The sequence below is a fragment of the Microvirga terrestris genome, from assembly GCF_015694425.1.
Lineage (GTDB): Bacteria > Pseudomonadota > Alphaproteobacteria > Rhizobiales > Beijerinckiaceae > Microvirga > Microvirga terrestris.
Window position 1 is genome coordinate 394,116 of sequence record NZ_JADQDN010000001.1, and the last position, 14,653, is coordinate 408,768.

Annotated in this window: 17 protein-coding genes; 10 read left to right on the forward strand and 7 right to left on the reverse strand. The window is 63.0% G+C overall.

Features of this window, described 5'->3' with window-relative positions; all coding sequences use genetic code 11:
* Positions 1–134: 134 nt before the first annotated feature.
* The gene (locus I2H36_RS01730; protein WP_196262160.1) at positions 135–569 is read right to left on the reverse strand and encodes a heme-binding protein; all 435 of its coding nucleotides are present in this window, start codon (positions 567–569) and stop codon (positions 135–137) included.
* 43 nt (positions 570–612) lie between these two features.
* On the reverse strand, positions 613–1,839 hold the full coding sequence (locus I2H36_RS01735; protein ID WP_196262161.1) for a urate hydroxylase PuuD: 1,227 nt from the start codon (positions 1,837–1,839) through the stop codon (positions 613–615).
* A 204-nt stretch (positions 1,840–2,043) separates the two neighbouring features.
* Between I2H36_RS01735 and uraH the strand changes: the two genes are divergently transcribed.
* The 6 genes from uraH to I2H36_RS01765 all read left to right on the forward strand — a co-directional run bounded on the left by uraH (position 2,044) and on the right by I2H36_RS01765 (position 6,450).
* Positions 2,044–2,397 carry a hydroxyisourate hydrolase gene (gene uraH / locus I2H36_RS01740; protein WP_196262162.1) on the forward strand — a complete coding sequence of 118 codons (354 nt, stop codon included), beginning with the start codon at positions 2,044–2,046 and terminating at the stop codon, positions 2,395–2,397.
* A 2-nt stretch (positions 2,398–2,399) separates the two neighbouring features.
* The gene (gene puuE / locus I2H36_RS01745; RefSeq protein WP_196262163.1) at positions 2,400–3,839 is read left to right on the forward strand and encodes an allantoinase PuuE; all 1,440 of its coding nucleotides are present in this window, start codon (positions 2,400–2,402) and stop codon (positions 3,837–3,839) included.
* 78 nt (positions 3,840–3,917) lie between these two features.
* Positions 3,918–4,364 carry a peptidoglycan-binding protein LysM gene (lysM, locus tag I2H36_RS01750; protein ID WP_196262164.1) on the forward strand — a complete coding sequence of 149 codons (447 nt, stop codon included), beginning with the start codon at positions 3,918–3,920 and terminating at the stop codon, positions 4,362–4,364.
* Between the two features lie 66 nt (positions 4,365–4,430).
* Complete coding sequence (locus I2H36_RS01755) at positions 4,431–4,748, forward strand: rhodanese-like domain-containing protein (RefSeq protein ID WP_196262165.1); 318 nt, start codon at positions 4,431–4,433, stop codon at positions 4,746–4,748.
* A 137-nt stretch (positions 4,749–4,885) separates the two neighbouring features.
* Complete coding sequence (locus I2H36_RS01760) at positions 4,886–5,323, forward strand: c-type cytochrome (protein WP_196262166.1); 438 nt, start codon at positions 4,886–4,888, stop codon at positions 5,321–5,323.
* Positions 5,324–5,517: 194 nt separating this feature from the next.
* Complete coding sequence (locus tag I2H36_RS01765; RefSeq protein ID WP_196262167.1) at positions 5,518–6,450, forward strand: c-type cytochrome; 933 nt, start codon at positions 5,518–5,520, stop codon at positions 6,448–6,450.
* 25 nt (positions 6,451–6,475) lie between these two features.
* Here I2H36_RS01765 and I2H36_RS01770 read toward each other — a convergent pair whose 3' ends face one another.
* The 3 genes from I2H36_RS01770 to I2H36_RS01780 form a co-directional block, all read right to left on the reverse strand.
* Positions 6,476–7,093, reverse strand: a complete 618-nt coding sequence (locus I2H36_RS01770; protein WP_196262168.1) for a helix-turn-helix domain-containing protein — start codon at positions 7,091–7,093, stop codon at positions 6,476–6,478.
* 119 nt (positions 7,094–7,212) lie between these two features.
* Positions 7,213–8,256, reverse strand: coding sequence for a DMT family transporter (locus tag I2H36_RS01775; RefSeq protein WP_210330888.1), 1,044 nt, complete (start codon positions 8,254–8,256; stop codon positions 7,213–7,215).
* 15 nt (positions 8,257–8,271) lie between these two features.
* Complete coding sequence (locus tag I2H36_RS01780) at positions 8,272–8,520, reverse strand: CBU_0592 family membrane protein (protein WP_196262170.1); 249 nt, start codon at positions 8,518–8,520, stop codon at positions 8,272–8,274.
* A gap of 155 nt (positions 8,521–8,675) precedes the next feature.
* Here I2H36_RS01780 and I2H36_RS01785 point away from each other — a divergent pair, with 155 nt between their 5' ends.
* Complete coding sequence (locus tag I2H36_RS01785) at positions 8,676–9,488, forward strand: UDP-2,3-diacylglucosamine diphosphatase (RefSeq protein ID WP_196262171.1); 813 nt, start codon at positions 8,676–8,678, stop codon at positions 9,486–9,488.
* Positions 9,488–10,495 carry a glycosyltransferase family 4 protein gene (locus tag I2H36_RS01790; protein ID WP_281432960.1) on the forward strand — a complete coding sequence of 336 codons (1,008 nt, stop codon included), beginning with the start codon at positions 9,488–9,490 and terminating at the stop codon, positions 10,493–10,495. The genes I2H36_RS01785 and I2H36_RS01790 overlap by 1 nt, the downstream gene beginning before the upstream one ends.
* A gap of 142 nt (positions 10,496–10,637) precedes the next feature.
* Here the strand turns inward: I2H36_RS01790 and I2H36_RS01795 are convergent, their stop codons facing one another.
* Positions 10,638–11,171 carry a hypothetical protein gene (locus I2H36_RS01795; protein ID WP_196262172.1) on the reverse strand — a complete coding sequence of 178 codons (534 nt, stop codon included), beginning with the start codon at positions 11,169–11,171 and terminating at the stop codon, positions 10,638–10,640.
* Positions 11,172–11,284: 113 nt separating this feature from the next.
* On the opposite strand from I2H36_RS01795, the gene I2H36_RS01800 reads away from it, so the two are divergent.
* The gene (locus I2H36_RS01800) at positions 11,285–12,466 is read left to right on the forward strand and encodes an MFS transporter (protein ID WP_196262173.1); all 1,182 of its coding nucleotides are present in this window, start codon (positions 11,285–11,287) and stop codon (positions 12,464–12,466) included.
* On the opposite strand, the gene dgcA is transcribed toward I2H36_RS01800, so the two are convergent.
* On the reverse strand, positions 12,436–13,419 hold the full coding sequence (gene dgcA / locus I2H36_RS01805) for an N-acetyl-D-Glu racemase DgcA (RefSeq protein ID WP_196262174.1): 984 nt from the start codon (positions 13,417–13,419) through the stop codon (positions 12,436–12,438). The two genes, I2H36_RS01800 and dgcA, sit on opposite strands and share 31 nt — an antisense overlap.
* A 121-nt stretch (positions 13,420–13,540) precedes the next feature.
* On the opposite strand from dgcA, the gene I2H36_RS01810 reads away from it, so the two are divergent.
* Positions 13,541–14,650: an ABC transporter permease gene (locus tag I2H36_RS01810; RefSeq protein WP_196262175.1), complete on the forward strand. Its 1,110-nt coding sequence runs from the start codon at positions 13,541–13,543 to the stop codon at positions 14,648–14,650.
* The last annotated feature ends 3 nt before the right edge of the window (positions 14,651–14,653 follow it).

Genomic DNA, 14,653 nt, shown 5'->3' on the forward strand with positions numbered 1-14,653 from the left:
TTGAAGGTTTCGGTCAAAGCCGGTAAGGCAGCAACCTTGTCCTATTTGTTGATCAATCAACTGTTTATGTCCAGTACTATCCAAAAAATTAAGGAATTCCTGGGATAACAAAGGGTTGAGCCTGTGGAGACAGCTCAGGCGCCGGTGTCGAAAACCATCCCGACCGCCTCGATACCGGCTGCAGCGGCGATTTCGTCGTTGTCGGACGTATCGCCCGAAACGCCCACCGATCCCAGGATCCGGCCCTGGCCGTCCTTGATCAGAACACCGCCGGGAACAGGCACGAGTTGTCCGCCAACCGCGTGGGTGGCCGAGGCGATGAAGTAGGGGCGGTCGGTCGCCATCTTGTGCAGTGCCCGCGAGCCGACTCCGAGCGCCAGGGCGCCATAGGCCTTGCCCATGGCGATCTCGGCCCGCTTGATGCTGGTGCCGTCCTCCGAGAGGAGGGCCTTGAGGGCGCCACGAGCGTCATAGACCACCACCGCGAGAGGCTTGAAGGATTTCTCCCGGGCGGTCTTGAGGACTGTGGCGACGATCGTTTGAGCCGCTTCCAAGGTGAGTTCGGTCACTCGGGTTCTCCATTTTGGGGTTACTGGCCGCACGATGCGGAATTCAGCGGGTGGCCGTGTCCTGTGCCGCCAGCCAGGTTGCCACAGCCCTGCGCTCGTCGAGGGTCATCTCGGTGATGTTGTTAGGCGGCATGGCATGGGTGAGCACGCTCTGAACCCGGATCATCTCCCGATGTCGCTCGATCTCCTCGGGCGTATCGAGGCGCACCCCCTTCGGGGCAATCGTGATACCGTCCCAGACCGGTTCCACCGCATGGCACATGGAGCAGCGGGACTGGATCGCGAGCACGGCCTCGTCGAAGGAGGCTGTCACAATCTCGGACGTCGCGGCTGATGGAGCCTGAGCCAAGTTGGCGTTACCCGGCTTGCCGATGATCGAGAGCCAAATCGCTGCCAAAATGCAGAGCGCCGCCAGGGCCCAAGTCCACCAGGGCGAGCCCTTGCCGGCATGCTGCGAGTTGAAGAAGTGCCGGATCACTGCGCCTGCAATCACGATCAGCCCCACGATGCCGACCGAATAGGCGGACGACCATGCCAGCGGGTAGTGGTTCGACAGCATCAGGAAGATGACCGGCAGCGTCAGGTAGTTGTTGTGGGTTGACCGGAGCTTTGCCTCCTTGCCGAGCTTCGGGTCGGGCGTTTGCCCGGCCAGGAGGGTGGCCACCACCTTTTTCTGGTTCGGAATGATGACGAAGAACACGCTTGCCGACATCCAGGTGGCGATCATCGCACCCGTGTGCAGGAAGGCGGCGCGGCCGTTGAACACCTGAGTGAAGGCGTAGGCTGCCACGAGGATGTAGGCGAAGAGCACGACACCCAGCAGCAGGCCGTTCCGGCCGAGCGGCGAGCGGCACAGGCCTTCATAGACGAGCCAGCTCAGGGCAAGGCCGCCGATGCCGATGGCAGGCGCCTGCCAGAGCTCGAGGGCGCGGACAGTTGGATCGATGGTGTAGAGATCGGCGTGGAGATAATAGACCCAGACGAGGAGGAAGAAGCCGCTGATCCATGTGGAATAGCTTTCCCACTTGAACCAGGTCAGCTCCTTGGGCAGCTCGGGCGGCGCAACGAGATATTTGCGCATGTTGTAGAACCCGCCGCCATGGACCTGCCAGGCCTCGCCGCCGACGCCCTCGGCCAAGCCCTCGCGCTTCTTCAGGCTGAGATCGAGATGGATGAAGTAAAAGGACGAGCCGATCCAGGCGATGGCCGTGATCACGTGGACCCAGCGGATGATCTGGCTGATCCATTCAGAGATTTGCGGGTCGAGCATGCAGTCACTTGGTGATTGAAGGAATGCTTAGCCTAGGGCGGCAATGGGGTTTGCGATAGGCCGTGCCTGCAGCTTTTTCAACAGGAACCCTGTCCGTGAAAGCCTGCCTTTCCGCGACAACGTCGAGGGATCGCTTGACGTGAAGCGCGCGGGCCCGAAAGAATTCCAGGCTCGTTCTGCCCTTTCTCCCATCCGCGAGGTTTCATGGGGCGCCTGTCCACCCACGTTCTGGATACCGCCAACGGCAAGCCCGCGCGCGGCGTCACCATCGAACTGTTCGCCATCGAGGGCGAACAGCGTCGCTCTATCCTGCGCACCGTCACCAATGCGGACGGGCGCACGGATGCGCCGCTGATGACCGGTGAAGCATTCCGTATCGGAACGTATGAGCTCGTCTTCGAGGTTGGGGCCTATTTCAAGGCGCTCGGCACGGCCATGGCCGATCCGCCGTTCCTGGATGTCGTGCCGATCCGCTTCACCATCGCCGAGCCCGATGGGCATTACCACGTTCCGCTCCTCGCCTCCCCCTGGAGCTATTCCACCTATCGAGGAAGCTGACCATGCCGACCTCCTATCCGCGCGACCTCGTCGGCTATGGCCGCAACCCGCCGCATCCACGCTGGCCGAACGGCGCCCGCATCTGCGTGCAGTTCGTGATCAACTACGAGGAGGGCGGCGAGAACAACATTCTTCATGGCGACCGGGCCTCCGAGGCTTTCCTGTCGGAGATCGTCGGGGCCCAGGCCTGGCCCGGCCAGCGCCACATGAGCATGGAGTCGATCTACGAATACGGCTCCCGCGCCGGCTTCTGGCGCCTGTGGCGGATGTTCACCGAACGCAGCATGCCGGTCACGGTCTATGGCGTCGCCACAGCCCTCATGCGCAACCCGGATGCGGTCGCTGCCATGAAGGAGGCCGGGTGGGAGATTGCGAGCCACGGGCTCAAGTGGATCGACTACCGGGACTTCTCTTCGGAGGAGGAGCGGGCGCATATGAAGGAGGCGATCCGCATCCACACCGAAGTCACGGGCGAACGGCCGCTCGGCTGGTACACGGGCCGGACCTCGGAGCACACCAACCGTCTCGTGGCGGAGGAGGGCGGCTTCCTCTACAGCGCCGATTCCTATGCCGACGAGCTGCCCTATTGGGAGCAGCACGGGAACCGGCAGCAGCTCATCGTGCCCTATACGTTGGACGCCAACGACATGCGCTTCGCCACCCCGCAGGGCTTCAATGCGGGCGACCAGTTCTTTGCCTATCTGAAGGATTCGTTCGACACGCTCTATGCGGAGGGCCAGACCGCGCCTAAGATGCTGTCGGTCGGCCTCCATTGCCGCCTCGTCGGCCGTCCCGGGCGGGCCGCCGCACTGGCGCGTTTCCTGGATTATTTGGCTTCTCATGACGAGGTCTGGGTAGCGCGGCGCATCGATATCGCACGCCACTGGATCCGAAATCATCGCCCGGCGAGCCTCAAGCCCAGTACCATGAACCGCGCGCTCTTCGTGGAGGCCTTCGGCGATATTTTCGAGCATTCACCCTGGATCGCGGAGCGCGCCTTCGATGCGGGGCTCACGACCGGGCAGGATACGGCCGAGGGGCTTCATGCCGCCATGGTGCATGTGCTCTCGGGCGCAAGCCACGGGCAGAAGCTGGCATTGATCAACGCCCATCCGGATCTCGCCGGGCGCCTCAAGCTCGCCGACCTGACAGACGATTCCCGCAACGAGCAATCCTCTGCAGGGCTGACCAGCCTGACGGAGGAGGAGCGCGACCGCTTCCTCGCTCTCAACGATCTCTACAAGGAAAAATTCGGCTTCCCGTTCATCATGGCGGTCAAGGGGCGCTCCAAGGACGAGATCCTGACGGCGTTCGAGGAGCGGCTTGAACACGATCCGGAGGAGGAATTCGCCAAGGCCATTGTCCAGGTCGATCTGATCGCGCTCCTGCGGCTCAAAGACAGGCTGCCCTCCCTGGCGGACGTGTTCTCGAGTCTCGGCTAAAGCGGAACCGTTCGAAGCCCCGCGCGTCTTCGTCTCAGCTTGGCTATGCAAGGTCGGGCATCATGAGAGGAGGACGGCATGGGTCTGTTCAAGTTCATTAAGGAGGCCGGGGCCAAGATCTTCGGCGGAAGTGCAGCCGCTGCCACGCCGGAGAAGCTGCAGCAGGAGGTCCAGGGGCACGGCTTCGATGCGAGCAAGCTCGGCATCCAGGTCGAAGGCGACAAGGTGAAGCTGTCGGGTCAGGCCATGACCCAGGAGGAGGCCGAGAAGATCATCCTCTCCCTCGGCAACACCTACGGGGTCGCGGAAGTCGATACCTCGGGTCTTCAGGTTCAGCAGCCTTCAGCCGAGTCTACCATGTACACGGTCCAGAAGGGTGACACCCTCTGGGAGATCGCCGAGAAGCATTACGGCAAGGGCAAAGGCGCAAAGTACACGGAGATCGTCAAAGCCAACTCGCCGCCGGTCAAGGATCCCGACATGATCCAGCCGGGCTGGGTCCTGCGGATCCCGCCGCTTTCCTGATCGCTGCCGGATTGCACCCTTCCCTGTCATGCCGCTATGAGACAGCTATGACAGGGAGGATTATTCATGACGGAAGCGCCGCAGGTTATTGATCTCGATCATGAGGCCATCAAGCAGGGGCTGCGCGAGGGCTCCTTTCTGCTAGTCGACGTCCGCGAGCCGCATGAGTTCGCGGCCGGGCATATTCCGGGCTCCGTCTCGCACCCGCTTTCGGTCTTCGATCCCTCGAGCCTGCCCGAGGGCAAGCGAATCGTCTTTTCCTGCGCGGCAGGAGTCCGGTCCGTCCGGGCCATCGAGTTCGCTCAGGCGGCGGGTCGTAATATCCGTGAACACTACAAGGGCGGGTTCAAGGAATGGGCTGCAGCGGGGGAGTCTGTTGAGTAAGGCGCCGTACCTTGGGCGATCACATAGATGTGTTCTAAAGTAGAGTGCTCAAGCTTGTGGAGTTGTGCGCTAATGTCGCCCCGCCGAGGGCGGTTCGTAGGAAAACCGTCTATCGCGCCCACGAGGGAAACACATAGATGAAGCGTACGATGTTTGTCGCCAGCCTTCTGGCGATCGGAGTGACTGCCGCCATTGCCCAGAGCAATGTGGTCGAGCAGCGTCAGGCTCTGATGAAGGAAATGGGTGCGCAGACGCGGCCCGTCGGCGCCATGATGCGGGGCCAGGAACCCTTCGACCTCGCCAAGGTCCAGGCCGGCTTGAAGGTGTTCGCTGAGAACCCCAAGAAGTTTGTCACCCTTTTCCCTGAAAACACGAAGGATGCGCCCAAGACCGAGGCCCTGCCGACGATCTGGGAGAACAAGGCTAAGTTCGAGTCGCTTGGCAACAAGATGAGCCAGGACGCTCAAACTGCGATGGCCGGTATCAAGGACGAGGCCTCCTTCAAGACCGAGATGCCGAAGGTGCTCCAGAACTGCGGCGCCTGCCATAACGAGTTCCGCAAGAAGACCTCCTGATCGAACCTTGCTGAGTCATGGGCGGCCTAAAGCATCGGACCCAAAAGTGGACTTGCACTTTTGGGATCCATCCGATGCTTTCTTCTTGGATGAGAGCATCGTGTGACCGGAAAACCGGGTCCACTTTTCGCTAGCGCGGCCCGCTGGGTCCGCACGATGCTCTAGGCCGCCTATTTCATTTGGGAGAAGAGGCGATGCGTAAGGCGCTCATCGGGCTGGTCGCCCTGATCATTCTCGGCGTGATCGGTTTTCTGGCCCTCACATCGCCATCGGCCTATCGACTCATCCGCGCCGAGGCATCCACTCCTGATACCAGCCGGACCCCCAATGCCGAGAATGGCCGCGTGCTGTTCTTCGCCGGAGGCTGCACCTCCTGCCATGCGGTGCCCAACAATCCCGACAAGCTGCGCCTCGGCGGCGGCTATGCCCTGAAATCCCCGTTCGGCACCTTCCACGTCCCGAACATCTCATCCCACAAGCAGGATGGCATCGGCTCCTGGACCACGGCCGACTTCATCCGCGCCATGCGCGAGGGCCTATCCCCGGATGGGCGCCACTACTATCCGGCCTTTCCCTACACGTCCTATCAGCGCATGAGCCCAGGGGATCTCTCCGACCTCTTCGCCTTCATGCAGACGCTGCCCGCCGTGGAAGGACGCGCTCCCGATCACGAACTGCCGTTCCCCTTCAACATCCGCCGGGGCGTGGGGCTTTGGAAGCTGGCCTTTCTCGACGGAAAGGTCTTCACGCTGGATGCGTCGAAATCGGCCAGCCTGAATCGGGGCGCCTATCTGGTGAACGGACCCGGCCACTGCGCCGAGTGCCACAGCGAGCGCAATGTTGCCGGCGCCATCATCGAGGAGCGCCGCTTTGCCGGCGGTCCCGACCCGGAGGGCAGAGGCATTGTTCCCAACATCACGCCGCACCCGTCGGGGATCGGCGGTTGGACCGCAACTGACCTCACCACTCTGTTGAAGACGGGGGAAACGCCCAACTTCGACACGGTCGGCGGACCCATGGGTGCCGTCGTCGCTAACACGGCCCAACTGCCGGATGCGGACCGTCAGGCCATGGCGGAATACCTTTTATCCCTGGCACCGAAGCAGGGCTTCAAGAAACCTGAGTAAATTTCGGAAAGGTTGAGGACAGGCCTCAATCCATCACGGCTGCTTTGAGGATGCAGACCATCGTGGCGCGGCCAGGCCTGTCGCCGATGCAGCGCACGGAATGGGGTCGGTCGCAGCGGTATCGCAGGCTTTCGCCGGCCTTCGCCTGCTGGACGACGCCGCCGACCTCGACCTCGAACTCGCCCTCGAGAACCGACAGGCATTCCACCGAGCCGCGCTGGTGGCTGTCGGAGTCGAGAACGCCGCCGGCCTCCGACTGCACGTCGTACCATTGCAGCCACTCGATGGTCTTGATCCAGCCGATGATGGCAAGCCGCATCTTGCCGTCTTCGGATACGAGGATCGGCGTGTCGGCCTTGGACGACTTCTCGATGAACGGCTCTTCGTCCCCGGATGCGAGAACCCCCTCGATGGAGACGTCGAGAGCCTGGCTCAGCCGCCAGATGGTGGCCAGCGTCGGGTTGGTCTCGTTGCGTTCGATCTGGCTGATGATGGACTTGGCAACCCCGGACTGCTCGGCAAGCTCCGACAGGGAGAGGTTATAGGCCTTGCGCAGGCGCTGGATTGTCTTGCCCATGTTGCCGGACAGAACCTGTGCGCCTGTTTCCAGCTCCCGGTTCCGTTCTTTGCCCTCGACGCCCATCGCTGCCTCTGTTCTGAAAAACCGTACGCTCGTTCCTCAAAACGGTTGTGGGGTAATCGGCAGGGCGGGTCAAGCGCCGGTGCCGCTGCGGTCTTTGTGTTTTCCCCTTCGCAGCCTTTTCACACGCTGGGCCGCTGAGGTGCGGCCTGGAATTCCTTGGTGCGCAGCAACCCGAGCTGGTGCTCGCGCCAGACGATGAACAGGCCGGTCGCCGCCACGATCGTAGCGCCGGTGAGCACGGTTGCGGTAGGCAGATCCCCGAACACAAACCAGCCGAACAGAAGCGCCCAGATCATGGTGGTGTACTCGAAGGGGGCGATGACGGACGTGTCGGCGAAACGGTAGCTCTGGGTAAGCAGGATCTGCCCAATCCCGCCCAGGATCCCGGCGACCACAAACAGGGCCCAGTCCTGGGCATCAGGCATCCGCCAGCCGAACACGATGGTGCAGAGGGAAAGCGCTGACGCCAGGATGAAGAAATAGAACACGATGGCGCCGGTCTTCTCGGTGGCCGTCAGGCGCCGCACCTGGATCATCGCGCCCGCGGAGCAGAAGGCGCCGGCGAAGGCACAGAGGGCGCCGAGGGTCGGCCCGGCAGCCAGACCGCCGGAGAAGGTTTCGAGTTTCAGATAGGGCGAAAGCATGATCAGAACGCCCACGAGCCCTATGCCGACCGCTGTCCAGCGATAGGCCCTAACCTTCTCGTTGAGGAGAAGGGCTGCCAGGATCACGACGATCAGCGGCGATGCATAGCCGATGGCGATGGCATCATGGAGCGGCAGGTAGGACAGGGCCGCAAAGCCGAGATACATGCCACTCGTGCCGATGAAGCCGCGCTTGAAATGCCCGACAACATTCGTCGTCCTCACCGCGTTGATGAGGTCTCCCTGCCATTTGAGCCATACCAGAAGCGGCAGCAACGCAAAGGCCGACCGGAAGAAGACGACTTCTCCGATCGGATAGCGGACCATCATCGTCTTGAGCGTTGCCGACATCATCGTGAAGACCAGGGCAGACAAGACTTTGAGGGATATGCCTAGGAGAGGTTTCACAGGAGGCGCATCATCACGGGTGGGTCGCTTGGGGGAGGGGATGCAGACAACCACGGTAAGGCGGATCCGTGAAGCCTCATTCGGGGCGATTAGCCCCTGCGCAGGGTGCATGGACCCGCTTCCGCCTCAGACAGTCCGGCCTTTCATGCGCGAGCGTATGTAGCCGAGAGGGGTCAGAACCAGCCACGCGGCTTGGGTCACGAAGGACGCCAGATTGAAATCGAAGATCAGCGAATAGAGGATCAGGAGGGCCCCGAGCGCATTAAGGACTGCATAGCGCAGATCCTCCGCCTTCAGAATTCCCAGTTGCAACAGGCCATAGGCCGACAAATAGGCCACAACTCCGGCCAGTCCTATGATGTCGGGCACGCTCATCCATGGTCTCCGTCTGATCCGCGCCGGAGCCTCTAGGGCAAATCACACCGTCTTGGAACCGGATTTCCGCGCCGTCACAAATCTGCAGGCAAACCGTCATGGGGACGAGATGCGAATCCGGTTGTCTGGAATTCGCAAGCTCGTCGGGGAGGCCCATGGCTCAGGATGCAGATCCCATTCGCGTGCGAACGCTGTTTCTGTCGGACCTCCATCTGGGCACCCGGGGGTGCCAGGCACACGCTTTGCTCGATTTTCTCAAGGCCTACGATGCCGATACCATCTATCTCGTCGGCGACATCGTCGATGGATGGAAGCTGAAAGCGGGCTGGTATTGGCCCCAAGCCCATAACGACGTGGTGCAGAAGCTCCTGCGCAAGGTCCGGAAGGGGGCTCGCCTCATCTACCTTCCCGGCAACCACGACGAGTTCCTGCGCGACTATCTCGGGGTCAATCTTGGCGGCATCGAACTGGCGGATTACGCCCTGCACGAAGCCGCCGACGGCAAGCGCTACCTCGTGATCCATGGGGACCAGTTCGATCTCGTGGTCCGGCACGCCCGCTGGCTGGCACTCCTCGGAGACGGGGCCTATACGGCCGCCCTCTTCATCAACACCCATCTCAACATGATCCGGCGGCGCCTCGGCCTCACCTACTGGTCCCTGTCGTCCTGGGCCAAGCTGAGGGTCAAGAACGCGGTCAACTACATCAGCCGCTTCGAGGAACTGCTCGCCGCCGAGGCCGAGCGCCATCAGGCAGACGGGGTGATCTGCGGCCACATCCATCATGCGGTCATGCACGAGCAGTTCGGCGTGGCTTACGTGAACACCGGCGACTGGGTCGAGTCCTGCACCGCCGTGGTGGAGCATTACGACGGCTCCTTCCAGCTCGTCCGGTGGACGGACGTCCAGCTGGAAAAGGCTGCGGAACAGAATGCCATTATGCCCACGGTCAACGAGAAGGCGGCCTGATGCGCGTGCTGATCGCCACCGATGCCTGGCGGCCCCAGATCAACGGCGTGGTACGCTCATTGGAGCATATGGCCGAGGAGGCGCCGCGCTTCGGCGCCGAAGTCGTCTTTGTAACGCCGGAGCGCTTCCGCGCCTTCCCCATGCCGACCTATCCGGAGATCCGTCTCTCGCTGACCCGACCGGGGGTCATCGCCCGCATCCTCGACGAGGTGAAGCCCACCCACGTCCACATTGCGACCGAAGGACCGATCGGCCTTGCCATGCGCCTCGTCTGCTCACGTCAGAGGCGGGCTTTCACCACCAGCTATCACACGCGCTTTCCCGAATATGTTGCGGCCCGAACGCCGATCCCGGAATCCTGGTCCTACAGGGCGCTCCTGCGCTTTCATCAAAGCGCGCGCGCCATGATGGTCAGCACGCCTTCTCTCGAACGGGAGCTGGCCGGGCGCGGCTTCAGGAACATCATGCGCTGGACGCGCGGCGTCGACACAACCCTGTTCCGGCCGCGCAACGAGCGGGTTCTGGACTCGGCAGTGCCCATCTTCCTCTATGTCGGCCGCATAGCCGTTGAAAAGAACCTGGAGGCTTTCCTGGAGCTGGATCTTCCCGGCACCAAGGTCGTCGTCGGCGATGGCCCTTCTCGCCTGGAGCTGGAGGCGAAGTACCCGGCGGTTCGCTTCCTCGGCCCGCTGACGGGTAAGGATCTCGCGCGGGTCTATGCCTCGGCGGATGTGTTCGTCTTCCCGAGCCTCACCGATACCTTCGGTATCGTCTTGCTCGAGGCGCTCGCCTCGGGGCTGCCGATCGCGGCCTTTCCGGTGACGGGACCCACGGATGTGATTGGCACGTCCGGCTGTGGAGTTCTCAAGGAGGATTTGCGGGAGGCAGCCCTCAAGGCGCTCGACATCCCAAAGGATAGGTGCCGCGCCTATGGGGAGACTTTCACCTGGCAGGAGAGTGCCCGGCAATTCTTCTCGAACATCGAGACCGCCCACGCGGAGCCTTAGCGCATCGTGCGGACCCAGCGGGCCGCGCTAGCGAAAAGTGGATCCGGTTTTCCAGTCCACACGATGCGCCACTCAACGGATTTAGCATCGGACTGATCCCAAAAGTGCAAGTCCACTTTTGGGTCCGAGGCTCTAGCCGTCCCTACATCAAAAAGGCAGGGTGAGGATGGAGGTCCCGGGCCTTCTCACCGTCGAAAGGGTCGGATTCCAGCGAGACCTCAGTGCGCTCGATCTCGACCCTGTCGAGGTCGACCATGTGCTGGATTTGGCCTTCGAGATAGAGCAGCGTCCTGATCATCTGCCGGACGCGCTGTTCGGCGGCCTGCTGAAGCTCCGTTTCCGACAGGTCGGCCAACGCGCTTGCCGGGAAGGATCGCACCTCCTCCATGGTCCGCCGGATGGTGGTGGCCATCTCCTCCAGATGGGCCTTGAGGGGGGCCACGGTGCTGGCGTCGAGCGGCCTGTCCTTCAGCTTGTACAAGGCTTCCAGCACGGCCTGCGTATCCGAGTTGCGGTTGCGCCTGGCATATTCCTTCAGGAACCACCGGCCGCGGGCCGTTTCCATGACGGCGGCTTCGATGGTGTCGAAATCCAGGTCACTGAGCGTGACGTCTGTCTCTTCATCGGGCATGGTGCCGGGATCCATCTGCGCCAGGGTCTGATTCCACTCTCCCATCAGATGGGTCCAAACCGGCTGCACGCTCAACCCCTCTAACGCTTTAGAGAGGGCATCTTGCACCGTATTCTTGTTGATTTAAGCCATTTTTGCCCTGGAAGACCCTGCCTGCGATGCGTCCGATCAGAGCTCTCGAACTTCGGCTGGGCGCCCTTCAGGCCGCCAGCTTCACCAGCCATGGGATGTACCTGCCGTTCTTCCCGCTCTGGCTCCAGAGCAAGAACCTGTCTCCGACGCTCATCGGGTTCGTCGTCGCCATCCCCATCGTGGTGCGCATCCTGGCGACTGCGCCGCTCATGAGCCTCGCCGATCGCACGCTTGGAGCGCGGCGGCTTCTCCTGGCAAGCCATCTCGGCCAGCTGATCGGCTTTCCCCTGTTCCTGCTCAGCGACAGCAGCGTCGCGATCATCGCCCTCGTGGCCCTCGTGGCCGTTGCGCAGTCCTGCATCATCCCTGGCAACGATCTCGTCTCCACCAATGCTGTCCAGAAGCATCCCGGCCTCAACTACGGCCGGATCCGGGGTGCCGGCTCGGTGGCCTTCTTCATCACCAACATCATCGGCGGCTATCTGGTGGGGGCCTTCGGACCGGATGCGGTCATCGTTGCCCTGACGCTCATCCCGATCCTCGGAACCGTCGCCACCTTCACGGTGGTTCCGCGGGATGTCCACGAACATCCGGTCGAGGATGAGCCCAGGACCGACCGAGCCGCCCCGAAGCTGTCTCTCATCCTCTGGATCGTGCTGATTGCAGGTGCCGCGACCCAGGGGAGCCATGGCGCGCTGAATGCTTTTGCCAGCATCTACTGGCGCTCCATCGGGTTCTCGGACGAGGTCATCGGCTATTTCTGGGCCGCTGGTGTGATCACCGAGATCCTGGTCTTCATCTTCCTGGGCCGGGCTGTCGGGCGCGGATCGGGCGTGGGGCTCATTCTGGTCGGATCGGCCGCGGCGGCGATCCGCTTCACGATCATGTCGCTCCAGCCCGGCGTGGAGGTCATGTTCGTGCTCCAGGCCATGCACGCCCTGTCCTTCGCTGCGACCCATATCGGCACCATGGCGGCCCTGACGGCGCTTGCCCCCAGGCAGGCGAGGGGACGGGCGCAGGGAATCTATGGGTCCCTTGCCGCTCTGACGACGGCTGCCTCCACGGTGGTAAGCGGCCTGATCTACAGCGAAGTGGGGGCAGGAGTCTTTGCCGCGATGGCTCCGTTGGGAGCCATCGGAGTCGTCCTGATGCTGGTCGTTATTCGTTTACAGAGGCATCAACCCCAAAGGGCGGGCTCCGGCGGATAGACGATGCTGCCCTCATAGCGCAGGCCCGGCTCCCGGTCCTTGGCCAGCAAGAGCGGGCCGTCGAGATCGACGAAGCGGGAGCGGGGCGCGAGCACCAGGGCGGGCGCCATGGCGAGCGAGGTTCCGACCATGCAGCCGATCATGATCGAGAAGCCCTTGGCCTCCGCCGCATCGGCGAGAGCCAGAGCCTCCGTCAGGCCGCCGGTCTTGTCGAGCTTGATGTTGACGAGATCGTAGAGCCCCACCAGCCGGTCCAGGCTCGCCCGGTCGTGCACGCTCTCGTCCGCCAGGATCGGCACGGGACGGGAGATCCGGCTTAAGTAACCGTCTTCCTTGGCGGGCAGCGGCTGCTCGACCAGGGCGTAGCCGGCCTCGGCGCAGGCGGCGAGGTGCCGCTCGATATTGGCTTCGGTCCAGCCCTCGTTGGCGTCAGCGATCAGCGTCGCCTGGGGAGCGGCCCGGCGCACCGCCCTGATCCGCTCGATGTCGCCGTCGGGAGCCCCGAACTTCACTTTGAGGATCGGCCGCTCCGCGGCCTTCGCGGCAGCCTCCGCCATACCGTCTGGTGTGTCGAGGCTGATCGTGTAGGCGGTCGTCACCGGCGGCCAGCGGGTGAGGCCTGCAGTCACATGGGCGCGGATGCCGGAGCGCTTGGCGTCGAGATCCCATAGGGCGCAATCGACCGCATTCCGGGCCGCGCCAGCCGGCATCAGGCTCTGGAGAGCCTCGCGGGTCAGGCCTTCCTCGATCTGAGGGCGGAGGGCTTCGATGGCCGCCGCCACGCCCTCGACCGTCTCACCGTAGCGTGGATAGGGCACGCATTCCCCGTGCCCGACGGCCTCACCTTCCTTGATCGTGGCGGTGACCACAACGGCCTCGGTGCGGGAGCCACGGGCAATGGTGAACTTCCCGGCGATGGGGAATCGGTCGATGGAAACGGTGAGATGACGCATTCTCTTGGCTTCTCGTGATGAAGTTCGTCTCGACTTGTGGCGCAATGACACGCTATCACCAAGCGGAATCAATGCCGAAAGGACAATCGTGGCGCAGGGCACCCTGGCTCAAGGGCCGGACATGACGATCGACCGCGCAGGCGGGCAGACGACAATCCGTCTGTCCGGCCCCTGGACGGCGCCGCATGCCCAGCGGGTCGAGGCTCTCGTGGGCGAGATCGAGGCGGAAGCCGATCACTTCCCCGTGCTCTTCGATCTCAGCGGCGTCGAGCGCCTAGACACCCTCGGCGCCTGGACCCTCGACAGGACCCGCCATGAGCTCTCGGCCAAGGGTCAGGCCGATTTCGCCAATGCCTCGCCGGAGCAGAAGATCCTCTTGGAGGAGGCGGCCTATCGCGACTTCGAGGGCGAGCCGAAGCCCCGGCATGCCCGGTCGGTCGATTTCCTCGTCGATGTGGGGCAAAGCGTGGCCGGTGCCGGCAAGGATCTGGTCGGTGGCGTCGGATTCTTAGGGGAACTCGTTGCCGCCATGGTGCGCGTGGTCATCCATCCCCGCCGCTTCCGGGGCACTGCGGTGATCAACCAGCTGGAGCAGATCGCTTATCGCGGCGTGCCCATCATCGTGCTGATCTCGTTCCTGGTCGGCTGCATCGTCTCCCAGCAGGGCATCTTCCAGCTGGTCAAGTTCGGCGCGACGCCCTTCGTCGTCGACCTCATCGGCATCCTGGTCCTGCGCGAATTGGGCGTGCTGCTCACCTCCATCATGGTCGCGGGCCGTTCCGGCTCGGCCTTCACGGCCGAGATCGGGTCCATGAAGATGCGCGAAGAGATCGATGCCCTGCGGGTCATGGGCCTCGATCCCATTGAGGTCCTGATCGTCCCTCGCATCCTGGCCCTCATCATCGGCCTGCCGCTCCTAACCTTCATCGCCTCCATCGCGGCGCTGGTGGGTGGCGGGCTGACGACCTGGGTCTATGGCGGCATCAGCCCCGACATCTTCCTTGATCGTCTCAGGGCTGCGGTCGGCATGAACACCTTCCTGGTCGGCCTCATCAAAGCCCCCTTCATGGCAGTGGTCATCGGGATCATCGCGACCCTGGAAGGCATGGCGGTCGCCGGATCCGCCGAATCGCTCGGCCGCCACGTGACCTCTTCGGTGGTGAAGGCCATCTTCATGGTCATCGTGCTCGACGGCCTTTTCGCCATGTTCTTTGCAGCGATCAATTACTGAGAT

Coding starts and splice junctions, on each gene's coding strand:
- I2H36_RS01735 (WP_196262161.1), bottom strand. CDS start 1,839: ATGCTCGACCCGCAAATCTCTGAATGGATCAGCCAGATCATCCGCTGG.
- uraH (WP_196262162.1), top strand. CDS start 2,044: ATGGGGCGCCTGTCCACCCACGTTCTGGATACCGCCAACGGCAAGCCC.
- puuE (WP_196262163.1), top strand. CDS start 2,400: ATGCCGACCTCCTATCCGCGCGACCTCGTCGGCTATGGCCGCAACCCG.
- lysM (WP_196262164.1), top strand. CDS start 3,918: ATGGGTCTGTTCAAGTTCATTAAGGAGGCCGGGGCCAAGATCTTCGGC.
- I2H36_RS01755 (WP_196262165.1), top strand. CDS start 4,431: ATGACGGAAGCGCCGCAGGTTATTGATCTCGATCATGAGGCCATCAAG.
- I2H36_RS01760 (WP_196262166.1), top strand. CDS start 4,886: ATGAAGCGTACGATGTTTGTCGCCAGCCTTCTGGCGATCGGAGTGACT.
- I2H36_RS01765 (WP_196262167.1), top strand. CDS start 5,518: ATGCGTAAGGCGCTCATCGGGCTGGTCGCCCTGATCATTCTCGGCGTG.
- I2H36_RS01770 (WP_196262168.1), bottom strand. CDS start 7,093: ATGGGCGTCGAGGGCAAAGAACGGAACCGGGAGCTGGAAACAGGCGCA.
- I2H36_RS01775 (WP_210330888.1), bottom strand. CDS start 8,256: ATGCACCCTGCGCAGGGGCTAATCGCCCCGAATGAGGCTTCACGGATC.
- I2H36_RS01780 (WP_196262170.1), bottom strand. CDS start 8,520: ATGAGCGTGCCCGACATCATAGGACTGGCCGGAGTTGTGGCCTATTTG.
- I2H36_RS01785 (WP_196262171.1), top strand. CDS start 8,676: ATGGCTCAGGATGCAGATCCCATTCGCGTGCGAACGCTGTTTCTGTCG.
- I2H36_RS01790 (WP_281432960.1), top strand. CDS start 9,488: ATGCGCGTGCTGATCGCCACCGATGCCTGGCGGCCCCAGATCAACGGC.
- I2H36_RS01795 (WP_196262172.1), bottom strand. CDS start 11,171: ATGGGAGAGTGGAATCAGACCCTGGCGCAGATGGATCCCGGCACCATG.
- I2H36_RS01800 (WP_196262173.1), top strand. CDS start 11,285: ATGCGTCCGATCAGAGCTCTCGAACTTCGGCTGGGCGCCCTTCAGGCC.
- dgcA (WP_196262174.1), bottom strand. CDS start 13,419: ATGCGTCATCTCACCGTTTCCATCGACCGATTCCCCATCGCCGGGAAG.
- I2H36_RS01810 (WP_196262175.1), top strand. CDS start 13,541: ATGACGATCGACCGCGCAGGCGGGCAGACGACAATCCGTCTGTCCGGC.